This window comes from Teredinibacter sp. KSP-S5-2 (assembly GCF_032773895.1).
GTDB lineage: Bacteria > Pseudomonadota > Gammaproteobacteria > Pseudomonadales > Cellvibrionaceae.
The window spans coordinates 3,513,599-3,533,038 of sequence record NZ_CP120416.1; the positions used below are offsets into that span (position 1 = coordinate 3,513,599).

Consider the following 19,440-nt stretch of genomic DNA (forward strand, 5'->3'; position numbering starts at 1 on the left):
TGATCCACGGGGGATAACGTTGAAGATCGCAATTCTGGAAGATGATCCGGCACAAGCTGAGTTAGTAAAAGTCTGGTTAGAAGACGAAGGTCACACGGTTGTTCATGCTGAGCGTTGTGACAAATTTATTACACTCTACAGCAAGGAGTCCCCCGATCTTTTGATTCTTGACTGGCAATTGCCAGACAGTACTGGGCTTGAGGTATTGAAAACCTTAAAAACCCAGTACGACAGCAAAGTACCTATTATTTTTTGCACGCAACGAAACACCGAAACAGACATCGTTAACGCGCTTAAATATGGTGCCGATGACTTTCTTACAAAACCCCTGAGGCAAGCCGAGCTTTTAGCCCGGTTAATGGCGCTTGGTCGCCGGGCGGGGATCGAAAACTCACGCGCATTGATTGAACTTGGCCCAATCCAGTTGGATATCGAGCACGAACGTATTTATCTGGACGGCGAGCCGGTAAAACTCACCAGAAAAGACTTTCTAGTCGCCAAATGCCTGATCACAAACTTTGGTAAAGTACTGTCGCGAGAGTATCTTCTCAAGCAGGTTTGGGGGTTAGACACTGAACTCGACACCCGGACAGTTGATGTCCACGTCAGTAGAGTAAGGCGAAGCCTGAAGATATCACCCGAAATGGGATATCTGATCAAAACGATTTATCTACACGGATACCGACTCGAAAAAGTCTAAACCAGGAAACACATCCATGTCCTATCGCACACGCCTGCTTTTGGTTTTGCCATTCTTACTGCATGCCCAGTTCTCTCTGGCAAACGATTGGGTGTACACCGTTCGCCAGGGGGATACTCTGTGGGACCTATGCCTGGAATACACACTAAAGAAAGACTGTTGGTTAAAAATCGGCCCCTACAACCAAGTTAAATACCCCAAAACACTGGCACCAGGCACCCGTATTGCGTTTCCTGCTGACTGGTTAAAAAACGCTCCGGCAAAAGCTGAGATAATATTTGCGTTGGGTGACGTACAGATTGCAATGGAAGAAGCCTCCCGAGCGGCACAAAAAGGTGACTTACTGGGTATTAATAGCCGAATCGAAACCGGTATCGAAAGCTCAACCACAATTCAGTTCGCAGATGGCAGCGTGCTCACACTGGAAGAAAATAGTGTCCTTACCCTGGATTTGTTATCAAGGTACGGTAACTCCGGTATGGTGGATACCCGCCTAAACCTTCTTCAAGGCGCGGCAAAAACCAGAGTACCGAAGAAAACACCCCCAACCAAACTCCGTATATCCACGCCATCTGCCATCGCCGCAGTGCGCGGTACCGATTTCCGCGTAATCAGTGCCAATAACAACGGAACCCCCTACACCTTGAGCGAAGTCTATGACGGTGCTGTGGGCGTTGGGGCCGAGCAAAATACAAACGAAGTCAAGGTCAACAAAGGCTTTGGCTTGCGCGCAGATAAAGATAAGGAGATTTCCCAGCCGTTACCGCTACTCCCCGCACCTCAGCTACAACCAACTCCCGCAACACAACTACTGCCAATCGAACTGCAATGGGAAAAAGTAAAAGGCGCGGAAAAATATCGCATCGAAGTCTTGCAGGACGCCGAATACGATATGCAGGTGGACTCCCTATTCACAGAGCAAAAGCAGGTTACCATCTCCGAACTGGCCAATGGCTGTTACCGTTTTCGCGTAAGCCCCTACGATCAACACGGTTTGCAGGGCTTAGCTCAGGAAACCAAAACCTGCGTGGCAAACCCAATCGGCTCTCCTGTATTGTCGGAAGACATCAAACAGGACAACAACAACCTACTCATTAGCTGGTCGCCAGTCGATAATGCTAAACGCTACCGCATCGAAATTTCCCGAAATAAAAGCTTCAACGACATTGTGGCAACGGAAGAAACCACAAGTACCGAATATTCCTACTTCCCGGAAACGAAAAAGAAACTCTACTTTCGAGTAATCGCTATTGGCGAATACAATACGGAAAACACCGCCAGTAATACTGTTCGCTGGCAGGGCTCACGATTTGAGTGGCGACCCCTGGTCGGCTTGTCCATAGTATTGTGGATTCTCGTGTTGTAGCCCATACTCTCGGCGAAGCTCAGGAACGAAATTGTGATTAATCGATATCTACATTACTTTCTTCCACTTGTCTTCGCCCTTATCGTTGGCACCAGTCACTTATTCGGCTGGTTTCAATCCCTGAATTTTCTTATCTACGACAATATCCTGAATAATTACGCCGAGAATGATTCCAGCGATATTGTTTTAATTGCCATTGATGAACAAAGCCTGACAGACTTGGGGCGCTGGCCCTGGCCGCGAGAAACCCACGCACAACTCATCGACCGTTTAACCGAAGCGCAAGTCAGATCGGTTGTCTTCGATGTCATCTTCGCCGAACAAAACTTCAGTGATCCAGAAGGCGATCAACGCTTTATCGAATCGGTTCAAACCAACGGTAATGTCATCCTCCCAATTCATTTCGAAGAAATCCGCAACAAAGGGCAGATTATTGAAATCACCCCCTTCCAACCATTGTTTTCGGCCGCTAATGGAGCCGGGCATGTTCACATTCAATGTGATATTGACGGCATCTGTCGCTCAGTATTTCTGTGGGAAGGTATCGGTTCGGCATATTGGCCACATTTATCACTAGCTCTACTGCAACAACAATCCGGGAAAAGCTTGCCTCATAGTCAAGATAAAACCGACAAACACCTTTCATCAATGATGATTCTGCGGGAAGACAACAAGCTGATTCCTTTCTCCTATTCGGCAGACAAGCTACAAACGGTTTCCTATTCCGATATCATTAAGCAGCGTATTCCCCTGAGCTTACTCAAAAATAAAACCGTTTTTGTCGGTGCAACCAGTGCGGGTATGAACGACTTTTTGGCTACGCCCAAAGGCCCCATGGCGGGGGTGGAAGTCAACGCAATCATCTACAATGCTTTGCGCTCTGACGCACTAATTACACCTGCAAGCGTTGCGCTTTCAGCCCTGTTGGCAGTTATCTTTACTTTTACTTTTCTGTACTACCTGACATCATTATCGCCAACGCGCCTCATTCTAAGCTCAATAGCTGCCACCATCGCGATACTGACATTGGCTCATGTACTTCTGGCATTTTTTAAAACCTGGCATCCTCCGGCGGCAGAAATACTGGCCATCATTTGTTTTTATCCACTCTGGAGTTGGTTACGACTGGAACTAGCATTAGAGTTTCTGGAACGCTCTCTGGAAAGTATTCAACACAATGCGCCTTTGGCCGGTTTATCCCCCCAAAATAATCCTTCTCATACCAAAACGCCAACCAACTGGAATCCGAAGGAACAACAACTCCTTGCTTATAGCCGCTATCAAAGCGATATCATCAGCCGTACCATCAACCAAATACAAGACGCCAACCAGGCCGCAGAAAAAAACCGACAATTAGTTATTCAAAGCCTATCCCAACTACAGGAAGCGGTTTTGGTTTTTTCACTTGATGGCGAGATGCTATTAAAAAATGCGCTGGCAGATCAGTTGTTTCCTGAATTTTCCGCTCAGGAAGGAGAAACCGACCACACTGACCTAATGGCACTGGAAAAATTTATTAACATAAACAATGGTCCAAGCTGGAACGAACGGATAGAAGCACTACTGGCTCAAAAAAGAACTATTAGCTTTGAAGTACAAATAGCGCATATTGATGGCAATAAAGATCTCTTCGTTCAAGGTCAGCACCTTGGCTTCTCTCAAAACAATCAACACCAAGCACAGAATGACTATTTAATTTTCACCATTACCGATGTTACCAGCCTGAAAGACGCCGAACGCTCACGACTGGAAACATTAAACTTTATTTCACACGATTTACGTTCGCCGATGGTGTCAATACTCGCGCTATTGGAAAACCATAACAACACAAGCAAAGATAACCCAGAAGCACTCGCCACCATGCTGGGCAGCATCGAAAACTATGTGAAGACTAACCTCAACTACGCCGAGAGCTTGTTACAAATCGGACGCGCGGAAAATACCAGCGAAGCCGAATTTCAAATGTGCGATCTACACGCGATACTTGATGCCGCATTACTGCAAGTACAGGTCTTAGCCGAAGCAAAGCACATTCACTTCAACACACAACGGGAAGACGCCGATTGCTGGGTATGGGGTAACGGCGATTTATTAGAACGAGCGCTGGTAAATTTGTTTTCCAATGCCATCAAATACAGCCGTGAGCACACCGAAGTCACGATTCAACTGGAGAACAACAACCAGCAGGCAACGATACACGTTACAGATCAAGGAGAAGGTATTAGCCAAAGTGACCGAACAGAACTCTTTCAACGCTTTCGTCGTGGCAAGCATAATATGGGGCAAAATGGCGCCGGCCTTGGCCTGTATTTTGTCAAAACCGTCGCAGAAAAACACAAAGGCCAAGTATCTATAACCAACACAAGCTCTGCGGGAAGTACCTTCACTTTCACCGTTCCACTCTACGCAATGGACGAAGGCGCAATCGACGAAGAGTAACGCGACAAGCCCATCGTAATAACCATTTTTACCCATTCTTTCCCCCACAAAATCGCCCAGATTTTACAGGGTTTTACAAACAATTTTACAAAATTACCCGATACTAGCGCCAAATTCAGCCAGCAAATCTACACTTAGGCAGACTGTCTATTACAACGTCTTCACATGCCGACAGAACACCACTGACGGCGACAATTTTTAGATGCTATGAACAAAACAAAAGGGTAATTAGGATGAACAAAAAACCTTTACTACAACGCACAATTGCATGCTTGGCAGCAGGATCACTATTAGGGGCTTCAACTTCACTTTGGGCAGATCAGGAAAGAAATTCTGGTTTTTACATTGCACCATCCATTGGTGGCATTTTCCCAGACAGCGATCGTCAACTGGATGATGATATTTCAGCAACGTTAGGCTTAGGTTATCAATTCAGTAACCCATGGAGTTTGGAGTTATCTTATCTCACCTCAGAGCTGGACAACGAAGGTTCTTCCAATACTACCGACTATACACAGTACCGTTTGGATGCACTATACGACTTTACGTCATCCGGTAAATTAACTCCTTACGGCATTTTTGGTATTGGCGATGGAAAAGTCGACCACAACTGGTACGAAAACAACGACACCTTCGCAAATGTCGGTATTGGTATTAAATACGCGCTAAACAATGCACTTGCGCTGCGCAGCGACGTTCGAGTATTTAAATTCACCGAAGCGGATGCGACAGACATTGGTCTAAATTTCGGAATCAGCTATCTTTTCGGTGCCAAGAGCACAACGAAAAGTGCAGCACCCGCAAAGCAAAAAGAAACAGATAGCGATAAAGACGGTGTCGTTGACAGCAAAGATCAATGCCCTGGTACACCAGCAGGAACACAAGTTAATCAATACGGTTGTGCGGTTAACAATGACCTCGACAACGATGGCGTTCCAAATAATCAAGATGCTTGCCCTGACACCAAAGCTGGCGCCAAGGTGACGGACAACGGCTGCTACGCCACGCTTGAAAAAGACGTCAGCATTTCACTGAACATTACGTTCGAAAACAATTCCGATGCGGTACGTGCAGGTTCAAACAACCAAATCTCTGCCGTCGCTGCATTTATGAAAACCTACCCGAAAACCAATGTGGTGATTAATGGCTACACCGACAGCATGGGTGCAGAAAGCTACAACAAATCACTTTCTCAACGCCGAGCAAACAAAGTGGCTGAAATTTTAACCACGCAATACGGTATTAACGCAGATCGTATTCAAGCCATCGGCTACGGTGAAGCCAATCCAATTGCCAGCAACGATACAGCAGAAGGACGCGCCAAAAACCGTCGCGTTGATGCGGTAGTTAAGGCAACAAAAATAATAGTTCAAGAATAAAGCGCAATAAGGAGAAACAATGAACATAGATATAGATACACAAAATCTGATTGAAACCGTCACAGAGCTAAGCGTCACCTACGGTGTAAAGATCTTGCTCGCCTTGGCGGTATTCATTATCGGACAAAAAATTGCAAAGTGGGTATCCAAGCTATGCCTTAAAGCAATGGAACTGAAAAAAATTGATCCAACCATTAATCAGTTCACCAAAAACATTGTTTACTACAGCTTGTACACCATGGTTGTGATTGCAGCACTGGGTCAACTTGGCGTACAAACAGCTTCCTTCGTTGCCATCATCGGTGCTGCAGGTTTAGCCGTTGGTTTTGCACTACAAGGCTCGTTGGCAAACTTTGCGTCGGGTGTGTTACTCATACTATTTCGTCCGATCAAGGTTGGCGACTACGTTGAAGTAGCGGGTACATCTGGTACGGTAAAAGAAATTTCCATTTTTTCTACCATATTACTTACACCAGATAATAAAACCGTTATCTCATCCAACTCGGCCGTAATGGGTGGCAACATCATCAACTACTCAACGGAGAAAACACGTCGTGTTGACTTGGTAGTGGGCGTTAGCTATAGCTCAGACCTGGCACTAGTTAAGTCTGAACTTGAAGCCATCGCTCAAAGTGATGACCGCATACTCAAAGACAAAGACTGGACCATTGGCGTTTCGGAACTGGCCGATTCCTCAGTCAACTTTGTTTTCCGCGTGTGGGTAAATACACCAGATTACTGGGCAGTATATTTCTATCTTAACGAAGCGGTTAAAACAAATTTCGACAAGAAAGGTATTGAAATTCCGTTCCCGCAAATGGACGTTCATCTCGACAAACAAGCGGCATAACAACCGCTTAAAGAATCTAGCTGGGCCAGAGCTAAACCAATGGTCCAGCTAGATCAAAAACCTGTACCAACAGAGAAGAAATACTTAAGTCATTCAAGGAGGAATCATGGATACGTTGACACTCTGTGCGAGTTTTGTGATTACACGCTTACAGCTGAGCTTATCGCTCATCACAGTAAAGCAAGCACTATCTGAGCTATTACTCGCATCACCCAACGACTCATTATTGCATAGTGTTATCAACCGCTTTCGACAACATAAAAACCTAATTCCCACACTGGGCTCCTGGGTATCACACGGCGCTAATAATAAGCTGACAGAAGCGGAAGTACTCCTGCTAGTAGAACAAGAAAAAATTCAGGAATTTGCCTCGGCTGTTCAAATATCTCCCGTAGAAGCCGTAAGAATTCTTGCAGAAACCATACCAATGATTGTTGAGAAATCAATTAAAAAAATATAACACGGCAACAACAAATGGATAGCTGACACACATTCATTCTGGAGCAGAACACATGGCAGCACCAATATTTCGACTACAAGCAAGGATTAAAAAACTTGTCCACCAATCCTTGCCAAATTTTTTAATCAAAAAAATGCGTTACCCCTGTTATTCAAGCCCGGAAATTATCTGGGATTCCAGCCCTAACGGAAAGTCGGGCATGGACTACCAGGGCAAAAAAATATTTCTCAACATACATGAGTTGGAGCATCTGTGGTGTGCAAACTACGCGTTCTATTCTCTTTTCGAACGCAGTGATACCTTACGACTAAATGCTCGTCGCAACTACGACATTACCAAGAATAAATATATTGCTGATGCAATCATTCTGTACAACAAATCCAAGCCGGAAAAGAAAGAAGTGCTTCCCTGGCATTTGGTAAAAAGCAACTACCGAGGGCTACCTATTGAAGCCATTACCGACACGCTATTTATTCATAGCCTGGAATACTTGCTCTCGACAGACTACGTAAAAAACATGCTTTGTAAGTTCTCTAATATAGACATTACAGATACGAAAGCATTGATACTGAAAAAGAAGATCTTTACCTCTCTGGTATACTCCTCGTCGAATAAAATTACCCAAACTCGTCGGGCATTTTCCTATATTGCAGCCAACCTACTGCAAGCCACGCCAGACTTGCTGTATCAATCAAACAATCAACTGAAAAATGTATTAAAAGCCTTTGAAGACACGTTTCAGGTGGTAAACCACCACTACCACAACGAAAACCACCCGACATTTATGTACTTATCCACTCTATTGAATACGCACTTAAACGGAGAAGTGATATTACATACGCAAGACACGCAATCCTGGAAACAGTTTTTTAAGCAACAAATGGCGATTTTGGGAAACGCAATAGAGGAAGACGAACCCAATGAGCAACTGGAAAGCTTTCTGTAATTTAAGGGTAGATTTCAATCCATTCGATATTATTATCCGAAAAAAAGCCGCAGACCAGTAGAACGTAAACCAGAAGCATTAAACTCGACCGTCGACAGCAAGGAAGCTGGCGACGAGCCTCCACGGATGGATTTACGGCGTGTCGAGAAATGACTTCTGGTTTGCATTTGGCCTATTTAAATAGCAGATACATTACCGACTCACGGATCATTCCGCCTTTGCAGACACGCTGTGAATACTTCCACCTCTCAAAGAGGTTAATGCCAGTCTGTCCGATAGCTATAGTCTAGTGCTTTGGTTGAGTTTCAGTATCTCGACTATAGAAAATATATCGTTCATATCAGCAAGTAAACTCTTTGCATCATCTACAAAATCTTCTGACTCAAAAACGGAACCTGGCTCAAACATATTTTTGGTTAGTGGAATCATCATGAAAAGCTTTTCGCTTAAGAAACAGCACTGAATCCCTTCTCCCTCCATGCGTTCAACCAAGGAGTTTATCCTTTCCATAAAAGCAGGCGTTAATAAATACCTGGCTTCAATTTGATCGGTCGAATAGACTTCAAATATTGACTCAAACTTGGGGTCTTCTAAAACGACTCGGTCCATCCTATCAAATGTTCGCTTAAGCCAATTACGTACCTTTCCTCTGTCTTTTCGTAAAATCGTCTTTCCTTGAAAGGGTTTGTTCATATCAATATCTATGACTATTCCCTTGAAAACAGTTACTTCTCGACGATCCTTACCTGAGCCACGTTCATTTTTGAGATGAGATTCAAACAGATTTAGCATCACACCTTTATATAACCCATATATGGCGTCCTCATTGATTTCTCTATTATAACTCGGTATTAAACCAGTATTTGACCATTGCATTACTGTATCAGAACAGCTAGAGCGATATTCAAATTCCCCAAGAAAAGACAGAATCTTGGGGAACACTTGATCCTTAATGGATGTTTTATACTCTTTTAGAGGCCTCACTACCCATGGATTCATTACACCATAAGTAAAAATCAGTGAGAAAATGATTGCTATCGGCCAGTTTCCTTCTTCCTGCAAGGTATGAACTAACGTAGTTACTCCAACAAGTACTGCTAATGTAACCTTCAAACGAACATTAGCTTTATCAATAGCCGCTCGGCGTTTCTCTTCGTATTCCATTGCCAGGGGTTTGATGTGCGTTTCATAATGGTTAGCAAACCCTTTTTCATAAGGAGCTTGCTCTTCAAACACACCGGTTGCAGGTGAGGCTCTGCGATCTCGTCTCAACAAAAGCTGAAGTAATTCCATAGTAATTACTTCAAAAAATCGCCCGCAGAAACTGGTGCTTTCGACACCTCATCCACTTCATAAAATGGCATAGTGCTGGCCTTAGCCAGACCTGCAATCAAGTTTCCAGGAAAAATTTGAATGGAATTATTTAACTCAGTAACGGAGGTATTGTAGAACCGACGTGCTGCAGCAATATTTGCTTCCACCTCGTTATAAGTCTGCTGAGCATGAAGCATAGTACTATCGGACTTAAGATCTGGATAGGCCTCAACAGCCACCATAAGCTTACCCATAGCTGAGTCTAACTGCCCAGCAGCCTGAAGGTGTCCCATAAGAGAACTAGAATCATTTACATCGTAATCAGATATCGCTGCGGTTCTTAGGCGAGTCACTTCACTCAAAAGAGCTTTCTCGTGATCCATAAACTTCTGGGCTATTGTTAAAATATTAGGAATAAGGTTACTACGCTGTTTTAACTGAACATCAATACCGGAAAGTGCCTCCAATGCTCGATTCTTTTTAGTAACGATTGATACATACCAAAGGTAAATGCTTACAATCACTACCGCAGCAACAATCCAGAATATATCCATAGCTTAATCCTCCAAGATTCAAATTATTACAATGATTATTCGAGTTTATCTCAAAATATTGATAGCGAAAACCAGTATTCCCCCTCTCTAGAGAGAATAAAACAAAACCAATCAGGCTTCTCACTGCGATATCTATTAATACATTACGTTGTGATAAAACATCTTTTTCCTATATAAAACATTCATTACCAGTCATTACCAGTCATTACCAGTCATTACCAGTCATTACCAGTCATTACCAGTCATTACCAGTCATTACCAGTCATTACCAGTCATTACCAGTCATTACCAGTCATTACCAGTCATTACCAGTCATTAGGTGTTTAATGCTCTTTGTATCTCCTAATTCAATACAACTTAAATACTCAGTGATTTTTAAACTTCGAATTTATTAGAGTTTCATCATTGACTTTTTAAACATAAGATAAAAACCAAACCCAAACTGGGTACATATTCACCAATAACTAAATGACACACAAACGACATAAAACTGGTAAAAAAAAGTAACAACCTTTCATTAATATGCCCCGATTTCGCCAAAAAGAGTTTTCAGGGGGCAAGGTGTCATACATCACTCGACGTAACTTATTAAAATACTCGGCTTTAGGGTTAGGAACCATAGTGGTATCAACCGGTCTCACCGGCTGCGATGACGACGATAATAGTCAACCAGAACCACAACCCGAGCCCATTCCAATGTCCTTTACACATGGCATTGCCAGTGGCGACCCATTAACCGACAGCGTAATCATCTGGACACGCGCCCTGCCCGAAGACACAACAACGCACACCGAACTGGAAATCAGCTTCGAAGTCGCCACCGATGAAAACTTCAGCAATATTGTGAACAACGGAACTCACACCGTAAATCAGCAAACGGATTTTATCTTAAAAATAGATGTGCAAAACCTGGCTGCCGGAACAGACTATTTTTACCGCTTTACCTCCAACGGTAAAACATCCGCCATCGGTCAAACCAAAACATTACCCAGCGACTCAGCGTCTCTCAACCAGGTTAAGTTTGCCGTATTCTCCTGCTCCAATTACCCCACAGGATATTTCAACGCCTACACCGAAGCGGAAAAATTAAATGATCTGGATGCAGTACTGCATTTAGGCGATTACATCTACGAATATAAAATGGGTGAATACGCCACCGAAAACGCGGCAGAAATCGGTCGAGCCTTACCCGACGACAACGATGTTGAACTGATCGAACTGGACGACTATCGCAAACGCTACGCACTCTATCGAACTGATCGTGGATTACAAGCACTGCATCAAAAAGTGCCCTTCATCGTCGTACCCGATGACCACGAAGTGGCCAACGATACCTATATAGATGGAGCAGAAAACCACGACCCTGCCAAAGAAGGCGACTTTGCCACACGTAAAGCCAATGCCCTGCAAGCCTATTTTGAATGGCTCCCTATTCGCCCGGCAGCGCAAGGTGATAACGAAACCCTTTATCGCAGTTTTAAATGGGGCAACCTGGTTAACCTGTTAATGTTGGATACCCGTTTAATCGGCAGAACCAAACAGCTTTCATTAACCGACCCGCAATTTTATAACCCGGATCAAAGCTTTAATGCGCAAGCGTTTATGGCGGCCATCACTTCCGATCAAAACAGTCTACTCGGCGCACAACAGCTTAACTGGTTAACATCCGAACTAAGTAATTCTTCTGCCACGTGGCAGGTACTCGGCCAACAAGTATTAATGGGGCGCATGAACCTCCCCCTGGAAGTGTTACTTGCCTTGGGGCAAAACCCAAGCGCCGTGGCCAATGCCTTAAGCGAACTGGTTACCATCAAAGGCCGAATGCTGGCCGGAGACCCAACTGTCACCGACGCAGAAAAAGCCCGCGTATTGACCGCAGCGCCCTACAACCTGGATGCCTGGGATGGTTACCAATACGAGCGTGAAGTGATTTTTAACTACGCCCAACAATTAATGAAAAACCTGATTGTACTGGCCGGTGATACCCACAATGCCTGGGCCAATAATTTAACCCTTGCCAATGGTGATGCCGTGGGAGTGGAACTGGCCACGCCGGGAGTCACTTCCCCCGGTATGGAAAAATACCTATCGCTGGACGCGCAAAGCGCAATGGGGCTGGAACAAGGCTTAAACATCCTGATTGACGACCTGCACTACAGCAACCTGTATGACCGGGGTCTGATGCTAGTCACCTTTACCGAACAACAAAGTCAGGCAGAATGGTTATTTGTCGATACCATCGCTTCAGAAAACTACGCCATACAAAGCGCACGCAGCCATAACCTGACAATTAATGCGGGTGAAAATAAAATCGCCTGATCCCCTTTTCACGGTAATTAATTCGCCCCCTTCAATATCATCGCGACAGGCCGGGTACCCCGGCCCTGTCAGCGGAGTTTTATTAAACTTTTTTTATCCAGTAGAATCAGCAGGTTCAGCCATAGGAGCCTGCAGTGATCCGCAAACTCAATATACTCGGCAGTGGCGTTTTTCTGCCACCACACAAAGTGTCGTCTTCGGAACTCGACCAACAACATGGTTTCCCCGATGGCACCGTGGCCAGCAAAACCGGGGTACACTATCGTCATTATGCCCAGGAAGAAAGTGCATCAGAGCTTGCGGCCAAGGCCATTCAACAGGCCTTACACAAAGCGCAACTGCAACTTACCGATATCGACTGCATCATCGCTGCATCCGGCACCATGGAGCAGGCCATTCCCTGCAATGCGGCCAACATTCTTGCGCAACTTGACTGCGATACCCCCATCACTGCATTCGATATCAACGCCACCTGTTTAAGTGCTCTGGTGGCAATGGACCTCGCCGCCAGCATGTTACACACTGGCCAGCATAAACATATCATCATCGTGTCCAGCGACATTGCGTCGCCAGGGTTAAACTGGCAACAACCGGAAACCGCCGGACTATTTGGTGATGGCGCAGCGGCGATTATTCTGGGGCAAGCGCATGCGGAGCAGCACAGTAAAATACTGGCTGCCCAATTTAAAACCTACAACCACACGCAAGACCTCTGCCAAATTCGAGGCGGCGGCAGCCTGCACCACCCGAGCAAAATTCAGGGCGATTACACGCCCTACGGTTTTTTTGAAATGCAGGGGAAAAAACTCTTCAAAGCAACCAGTAAAGTTATTGACAGTTTTTGCGTCGAGCTTTTTAAACAAGCTAACTTAACATTGGAAGACATCGATTGGATTGTTCCTCATCAGGCGAGTGGCTTAGCTCTGGAGCATTTAATCAATAAACTCGCCATTGATCGTAAAAAAATTATTCATTTACTCAAAGACCGGGGCAACCAAATTGCGGTGTCACTGCCTTCCGGCTTACATGAATTACTGCACAGCCAGCAAGCCCGCACCGGAGATAAAATATTACTCATCGGCACATCCGCAGGTTTAAGCCTGGGCGGAGTCATTTTACAGCTATGAAATTAACACTGCTTAAAGTGGGTTATTGTTGCCACCCGGAAGCGATAGCCGTTCGGGGTGGCAGTTGGAAACCGGTGCAATTTCCCGCCGTGGTTGGAGTGCTCCAACACCCCACTCAGGGTGTTATTTTGTTTGATACCGGCTATGCACCACATTTTACTGACGCTACACAGCCTTTTCCCGAGCGTCTTTACCGTTGGGTCACGCCAATGCATCTCAGCGAACAGCAACACCTGCACCATCAACTGGCGCAACGCAACATTGCACTGGGAGATGTACGTTACATTTTTATCTCCCATTTCCATGCCGACCACATTGCTGGGTTAAAAGATTTCTCCAATGCGCGTTTTTTCTGCTCCCGACAAGCGCTCATCGACATGCAAAAACGTTCCAGAATTGGCAATTTACTTCATGGCCATCTGCCCGCTTTATTGCCGAATAACTTTGTGCAACGCGCACAATTTATTGAAGACAGTCCAAATGTTTCGCTGAGCAAAACACTCACACCCTTTGCCACCGGCAAAGACCTTTTTCAAGACGGCAGCTTACTGGCCATTGCGTTACCCGGTCATGCCAGCGGCCACTATGGGTTGCTTATCCATCAGCCAAACAGCTCCTGCTTTTTAATTGGTGACGCCTGCTGGTCAATAAACACCTTACAAGGAGGCAATACACCCCACCCCATCAGCAAGCTTATTTTGGACAACTCAAGCGAGTATTACGCGACGCAGCAAAACTTAACTCAGCTACACAGTGGCAACCAGAATATTCAAATTATTCCCTCCCACTGCACCCACAGCTATGAGGCATTTATTCGCCATGCTGATTGAACGCATCGTGTATTTTTTACGTGGGTTTTGGACAGCGAAACGTTTCGCCAAAGCGAACCGTTCGAAAGTAAAACGTTATCAACAGAAAAAATTAAACAAACTGCTGGCAAGGGTAAGCCACACGATACCGTATTATCATTCTTACACCGGGCAAGAGTTAAACACCTACCCAATAATAGATAAAAAACAGTTTCTACATCATTTTTCAACAATAAACCGTTTAGGCCTATCACTCCAACAATGCGAAACCCACGCATTGACAGCAGAACACAGCAGAGACTTTACGCCCCAACTAAAAGGCATATCCGTTGGTTTATCTTCCGGCACCAGCCAAAGGCGGGGCGTTTTTATGGTGTCTCAGGAAGAACAAGCCCAATGGGCAGGCTACATTATTGCCAAGAATATTCCATTTACCTTCAAACAAACCAAAGTCACCTTGTTCCTACGGGCAAATAGCAATCTCTACGAAGCGTCCAATGGCAAACTCATCCAATTCCGTTTTTTTGACCTCACACTTCAATTTGAAACATTAATGAGCGAACTGGAAGCATTCTCGCCAGATATACTTATTGCCCCGGCCCATGTTCTTGGCATGATTGCCCAACATAAACCCGGCATTCACCCTATAAAAATTATTTCTGTTGCCGAAGTACTGGAGGATGCCACACGGAAACAGGTGGAACACACCTTTCAACAACCGGTTCACGAAATTTATCAAGCGACCGAAGGCTACTTGGCTTCTACTTGTACACATGGCAGCCTGCACCTGAATGAAGATATCGTGATCGTAGAAAAAGAATGGCTTTGCCGTGAAAGTGGTCGTTTTATTCCTATCATTACCGATTTAAACAGACGCACATTGCCAATAATTCGCTACCGCCTGGACGATGTATTAATTGAAGACCCACGCCCCTGTGTCTGTGGTTCCTCATTTACTCGCCTGAAAAAAATTGAAGGCAGAACCGATGACATGTTGTGGTTAACCTGTATAAACACAGGCAAACTAAAATCCGTTTTTCCCGATTTAATACGGCGTGCCATGTACCTCGGTGAGCACCCCATAGATGACTACACCATAACTCAGGAAAATACCCTGTTGCATATTCACTATGATGGGCAACAACCAGAAAAGATACCACAACAAATTCACACAAATTTAACCGCGCTTTTTTCCAGCTTGCATTTACACGCACCAGACATACACTTTAGTCACGGCGTAACCCACACCATCACACAAAAACGACGCCGAATATCCTGCAAGCAAAAACCTTTTACAGAGGCGGCAACACAATGAAAATTCTGATCACAGGCGCATCCGGTTTTGTTGGCGGCAACTTCTTACAACGCTTCTCGTCTCGCTCCGACCTGGACATTCTCGGCGTGGCTCGACGCCCGATACCGCAACCCAATTATCGCCAAATCGATTTATGCCAAACGATCAAACTGGACTTTAAGCCGGATGTTGTGATCCACGCCGCCGCCCATGTTTCCCCCTGGGGCAGCAAACAGCAATATCACGCAAAAAATATTGCCGCCACGCAAAATGTCGTGAACTTTTGTGAAGAAAAACAGGTAAGCAAACTGATCTACCTTTCTTCCAGTTCTGTGTACTACCGGGACGAAGCACAACTCAATATTCAGGAAAGCACCAGCATAGGCCCGGATTTTATTAACGACTACGCGGCCACCAAATACGCAGGGGAACAAATAGTCAAAGGGTTTTCTGGTCGCCACGTTATTCTTCGACCCAGAGCAATATTTGGGCCGGGGGATACCGTATTATTTCCCCGCATATTGGAAGCGGCACAGAAAAAACGCCTGCCACTATTTAAAACACCCGAACCGGTTATCGGGGATTTAATTTATATCGATTGCTTAACCGACTACATGTTACATGCCGCATTAAACGAACACATTGAAGGTGAGTACAACCTCACCAATGCCGAACCCATTGCCATGCAACCCTTACTGTTGAGTGTATTAGAACGGCTAGGGTTACCCAAACCGAAAAAAACCTTACGTATAGAAACCGCCATGGGTATTGCCACAGTTATTGAAGCGGCTTATCGCCTGTTCCGATTATCCGGCGAACCACCATTAACCCGCTATGGTGTCAGCGTACTTGCCCACTCCAAAACATTTGATGTCAGCAAAATGCTGCGAGATTTTGGCCCGCCCTCGGTTTCCATAGAAGAGGGCATAACCCAGTTTATACAATGGCAACAAAACCATGCTTAGCATTATCGTCAGCTTAGTCTACATCGCCATAGTCGGCTTTAAAGTATTAAGTGCCCGGCATTACCGAGAAAATTTTCCTAAAAATACTGCGCACTGCGACCGAAAAAAAATCAGTATTTTTCAACCGATACTCAGTGGTGATCCACAATTGCCTCAAACACTGGCCGCCAACCTCACACCGTTACATGGTGCAACCTTTTATTGGTTAGTGGATGAAAAAGATAACGAAGCACAAAATATTGTCGATGCGTTGATCGCACAACACCCAACCGCCAATATTATAACAATGTGTTTCCCCGAACCACCGGAAGGCATTAATCCTAAATTGTTTAAAGTGTCCCAAGCATTTTCGGCTTGCCAGTCAGACTACTGTGTTGTACTTGATGACGACACCATTCTGCCGGAAGAAAGCCTGAATGTATTAATACAGGAATTGACACACTACCAGCTGACCACCGGTTTACCGCGATACCAAACTGGCGAGAACTTTGCCACCAAGTTGCTTGCGGCGTTTGTCAATAACAACTCCACCACCACGTATTTATCCTTATTGCCGTTTATGCCTCCCATTACCATCAACGGTATGTGTTATGCATTTGAACGCGAATGGTTTAAATCCATCGGCGGATTCGAGCCGTTATTACCCTGCCTGACCGACGACCTGGCGGTGGCCGAACAGGTACTGGCCAATAACGGCAAGATACGCCAAACCCCCTATAACCAAATTATCGCCACATCGCTTTCCGGTAAAAAAGAATATTTACAACAAATGCACCGGTGGTATTTATTTGCCAATATACTGTTTTTTAAACAATCAATAAAAAACCAAACCCTGATTCTACTGTTATATGCCCTGCCGCCTTTGTTGTTGCTCTTTGTTATCGCCAACGGGTTTGTTGCACCGAGCATATTCACAACCATTCCGCTCCTATGCACACTGAGCTTGCGCCATATTCTGCTGAACGCCAGCAACAAAACTAATGGTGTTATTTCATTAGTATCCGAGTTAATACAAAGCCTGCATATGACACATGCGTTAATCAGCAAAAAAATCCGCTGGCGCAGCCGGTATTACCATGTGCATTCCAATCGTGATTTCAGGAATGTGCAATGACAGTTAAAAAAGTCAAAGCACTTTTCCTCACCGGCCAAAGTCACAGGCAATCCTGCGGGCTCAGCCCGGCACAGAGTAAAGTGGCAAACATCATTCAGCAACAAGGGGCAAGTATTAGCGAGCTAAACTTCCCCTACAACCAACAGCTCTCCGACTTTAAACTCGCGAACATCGTGCAAGCCAGCATCAACAATGCACAACAATTTTTGAGCTGTTACAACAAACGTTTTACTCAACAACACAGCGACAAGCTTATTGCACAACTGCAAGACCACCACAAATACCTGATTCTTGCTGGCAGTTGCGGCTTGCATATATTTAACCATTTGACGTTACCACAAACACTGCTCGATAAAATACACATAATTGCTTATGGCCCGGTTGCCCATAAAACCGGAGCAACCAAAACACAATTAATTCAAGGCACGCGAGACTGGATCTCAAAAATATTCTTTAAACAGGTAGACTTACACGTACCCTGCGGCCATATGGATTATCTGGAATGCGAAGACTTCATTGACTATGTAAAACAGCAAACCCATCAACTGCTTCACACGAAACCATGATGCCAAGAAAAAAAATAGACCTGCTGGCGCCGCCTTTTAAAGGCCACCTGCACCCGATATTGGCCATCGGAAAAATTCTGCAACAGGAATATGAGATACGAGTGCTCTCCTCAGCCGCAGCCAAAACCGATATTCACGCAGCGGGGTTAACTCCTGTAATATTCGAGAGCATTGACGACCAGGCGCTCTTTGCCAGCGTCAACCCAGACCAATCCATCGGCAGCTCCCCAATAAAATTAGCCCAACAATTCAAACAGGTCTTTCGCTTTTTTCAGCAACTGCACCACGAACTCGACACCATATACCAAAGCAACACACCAGATTTACTGATAGCCGATTTCACCTTAGCCGTAATTGGGCCCATCGCAGAAAAATACCACATACCCTGGTGGACCAGTATGCCGTCACCCTGCGTCATCGAATGCGATGGTGGTGCCCCGGCCTACCTTGGCGGTTGGAAAACAGGAAATAATACTTTCTATTCAGTAAGGAACTGGCTAGGCCGTAAATTAACCCGCATGTTTAAGCAACTTATATTCTTAAGCTTTAAACGCGCCATAAACAAACTGGGTATCACACGCTTGCACAGGGAAGATGGTAGCGAACAAATTTATTCGCCAGATACCATTTTGTGCCTCGGAAACAAACACTTAGAATTTGATCGCCCCTGGCCCAAAGCCGCAAAATTTGTCGGCCCCATGCTCTACAGCCCAAAATTAAATACACCACCGCCAAAATTTGAAGCAGGAAAAAAATACATACTGGTGACACTCGGTACACACTTGAATTGGCGAAAGGCCAGCTTGTATAAAGAAGTGGAACAACTCGCAGAACACTTTCCCAATTATGTGTTTCACTTTTCCTGCGGTAATGCACACAAGAAGCAAATACACACCAGCCATAAGCGCTGTATAAACTATTCCTATATTAATTATGAGGAACACATACACCACTACCAGTATGCGATACACCACGGCGGTGCAGGCATTATGTATTACTGCTTACAACACGGCATTCCCAGCCTTGTGATTCCACAGGATTACGATCAGTTTGACCACGCCGCACGTTTAGAAGCCAAAAACCTGGCCATATGGGTAAAGAAGAGCAATCAACTGGAAAAAGAATTAAATCGACTTATTCATTCGTCGAGTATTCACACTCAAGTAATACGCTTTAAAGATCAACGCAGTACAAACGAAAACCAACTTATGGCATTGGTAGATCAATATTTTGAATAG

At 45.0% G+C, this 19,440-nt stretch carries 17 protein-coding genes; 15 read left to right on the forward strand and 2 right to left on the reverse strand.

Annotated elements, in window-relative coordinates; genetic code table 11:
- Positions 1-19 precede the first annotated feature (19 nt).
- The 7 genes from P5V12_RS15065 to P5V12_RS15095 all read left to right on the forward strand — a co-directional run bounded on the left by P5V12_RS15065 (position 20) and on the right by P5V12_RS15095 (position 8,140).
- The gene (locus P5V12_RS15065) at positions 20-700 is read left to right on the forward strand and encodes a response regulator transcription factor (RefSeq protein WP_316953907.1); all 681 of its coding nucleotides are present in this window, start codon (positions 20-22) and stop codon (positions 698-700) included.
- A gap of 16 nt (positions 701-716) precedes the next feature.
- Positions 717-2,066, forward strand: coding sequence for a FecR domain-containing protein (locus tag P5V12_RS15070; RefSeq protein ID WP_316953908.1), 1,350 nt, complete (start codon positions 717-719; stop codon positions 2,064-2,066).
- A 33-nt stretch (positions 2,067-2,099) separates the two neighbouring features.
- Complete coding sequence (locus tag P5V12_RS15075; RefSeq protein WP_316953909.1) at positions 2,100-4,505, forward strand: CHASE2 domain-containing protein; 2,406 nt, start codon at positions 2,100-2,102, stop codon at positions 4,503-4,505.
- A gap of 233 nt (positions 4,506-4,738) precedes the next feature.
- Positions 4,739-5,884, forward strand: a complete 1,146-nt coding sequence (locus P5V12_RS15080) for an OmpA family protein (RefSeq protein WP_316953910.1) — start codon at positions 4,739-4,741, stop codon at positions 5,882-5,884.
- A gap of 19 nt (positions 5,885-5,903) precedes the next feature.
- Positions 5,904-6,734: a mechanosensitive ion channel family protein gene (locus P5V12_RS15085; RefSeq protein WP_316953911.1), complete on the forward strand. Its 831-nt coding sequence runs from the start codon at positions 5,904-5,906 to the stop codon at positions 6,732-6,734.
- Positions 6,735-6,840: 106 nt separating this feature from the next.
- Entirely contained in the window at positions 6,841-7,194 is a 354-nt protein-coding gene (locus P5V12_RS15090; protein WP_316953912.1) for a YidB family protein, read from the forward strand.
- Between the two features lie 52 nt (positions 7,195-7,246).
- Positions 7,247-8,140 carry a hypothetical protein gene (locus tag P5V12_RS15095; RefSeq protein ID WP_316953913.1) on the forward strand — a complete coding sequence of 298 codons (894 nt, stop codon included), beginning with the start codon at positions 7,247-7,249 and terminating at the stop codon, positions 8,138-8,140.
- 279 nt (positions 8,141-8,419) lie between these two features.
- Here the strand turns inward: P5V12_RS15095 and P5V12_RS15100 are convergent, their stop codons facing one another.
- Together P5V12_RS15100 and P5V12_RS15105 are read right to left on the reverse strand one after the other, a co-directional pair.
- Positions 8,420-9,433: a DUF3137 domain-containing protein gene (locus P5V12_RS15100; RefSeq protein WP_316953914.1), complete on the reverse strand. Its 1,014-nt coding sequence runs from the start codon at positions 9,431-9,433 to the stop codon at positions 8,420-8,422.
- Between the two features lie 5 nt (positions 9,434-9,438).
- Complete coding sequence (locus P5V12_RS15105) at positions 9,439-10,008, reverse strand: LemA family protein (protein ID WP_316953915.1); 570 nt, start codon at positions 10,006-10,008, stop codon at positions 9,439-9,441.
- Between the two features lie 561 nt (positions 10,009-10,569).
- Here P5V12_RS15105 and P5V12_RS15110 point away from each other — a divergent pair.
- The 8 genes from P5V12_RS15110 (at position 10,570) to P5V12_RS15145 (ending at position 19,440) form a co-directional block, all read left to right on the forward strand.
- A complete protein-coding gene (locus P5V12_RS15110; protein ID WP_316953916.1) occupies positions 10,570-12,327 on the forward strand; it encodes an alkaline phosphatase D family protein in 1,758 nt (585 codons plus the stop codon).
- 134 nt (positions 12,328-12,461) lie between these two features.
- Positions 12,462-13,454, forward strand: coding sequence for a 3-oxoacyl-[acyl-carrier-protein] synthase III C-terminal domain-containing protein (locus tag P5V12_RS15115; protein WP_316953917.1), 993 nt, complete (start codon positions 12,462-12,464; stop codon positions 13,452-13,454).
- Complete coding sequence (locus tag P5V12_RS15120; protein WP_316953918.1) at positions 13,451-14,284, forward strand: MBL fold metallo-hydrolase; 834 nt, start codon at positions 13,451-13,453, stop codon at positions 14,282-14,284. Before P5V12_RS15115 ends, P5V12_RS15120 begins: the two co-directional genes overlap by 4 nt.
- Positions 14,256-15,578 carry a F390 synthetase-related protein gene (locus P5V12_RS15125; RefSeq protein ID WP_316953919.1) on the forward strand — a complete coding sequence of 441 codons (1,323 nt, stop codon included), beginning with the start codon at positions 14,256-14,258 and terminating at the stop codon, positions 15,576-15,578. Before P5V12_RS15120 ends, P5V12_RS15125 begins: the two co-directional genes overlap by 29 nt.
- Complete coding sequence (locus P5V12_RS15130; protein ID WP_316953920.1) at positions 15,575-16,522, forward strand: NAD(P)-dependent oxidoreductase; 948 nt, start codon at positions 15,575-15,577, stop codon at positions 16,520-16,522. The genes P5V12_RS15125 and P5V12_RS15130 overlap by 4 nt, the downstream gene beginning before the upstream one ends.
- Positions 16,515-17,636, forward strand: coding sequence for a glycosyltransferase family 2 protein (locus P5V12_RS15135; RefSeq protein WP_316953921.1), 1,122 nt, complete (start codon positions 16,515-16,517; stop codon positions 17,634-17,636). The genes P5V12_RS15130 and P5V12_RS15135 overlap by 8 nt, the downstream gene beginning before the upstream one ends.
- Positions 17,633-18,202 (forward strand): hypothetical protein, encoded by a 570-nt coding sequence (locus P5V12_RS15140; RefSeq protein WP_316953922.1) that lies wholly within the window; start codon positions 17,633-17,635, stop codon positions 18,200-18,202. Before P5V12_RS15135 ends, P5V12_RS15140 begins: the two co-directional genes overlap by 4 nt.
- Positions 18,199-19,440, forward strand: a complete 1,242-nt coding sequence (locus tag P5V12_RS15145) for a glycosyltransferase (RefSeq protein ID WP_316953923.1) — start codon at positions 18,199-18,201, stop codon at positions 19,438-19,440. The genes P5V12_RS15140 and P5V12_RS15145 overlap by 4 nt, the downstream gene beginning before the upstream one ends.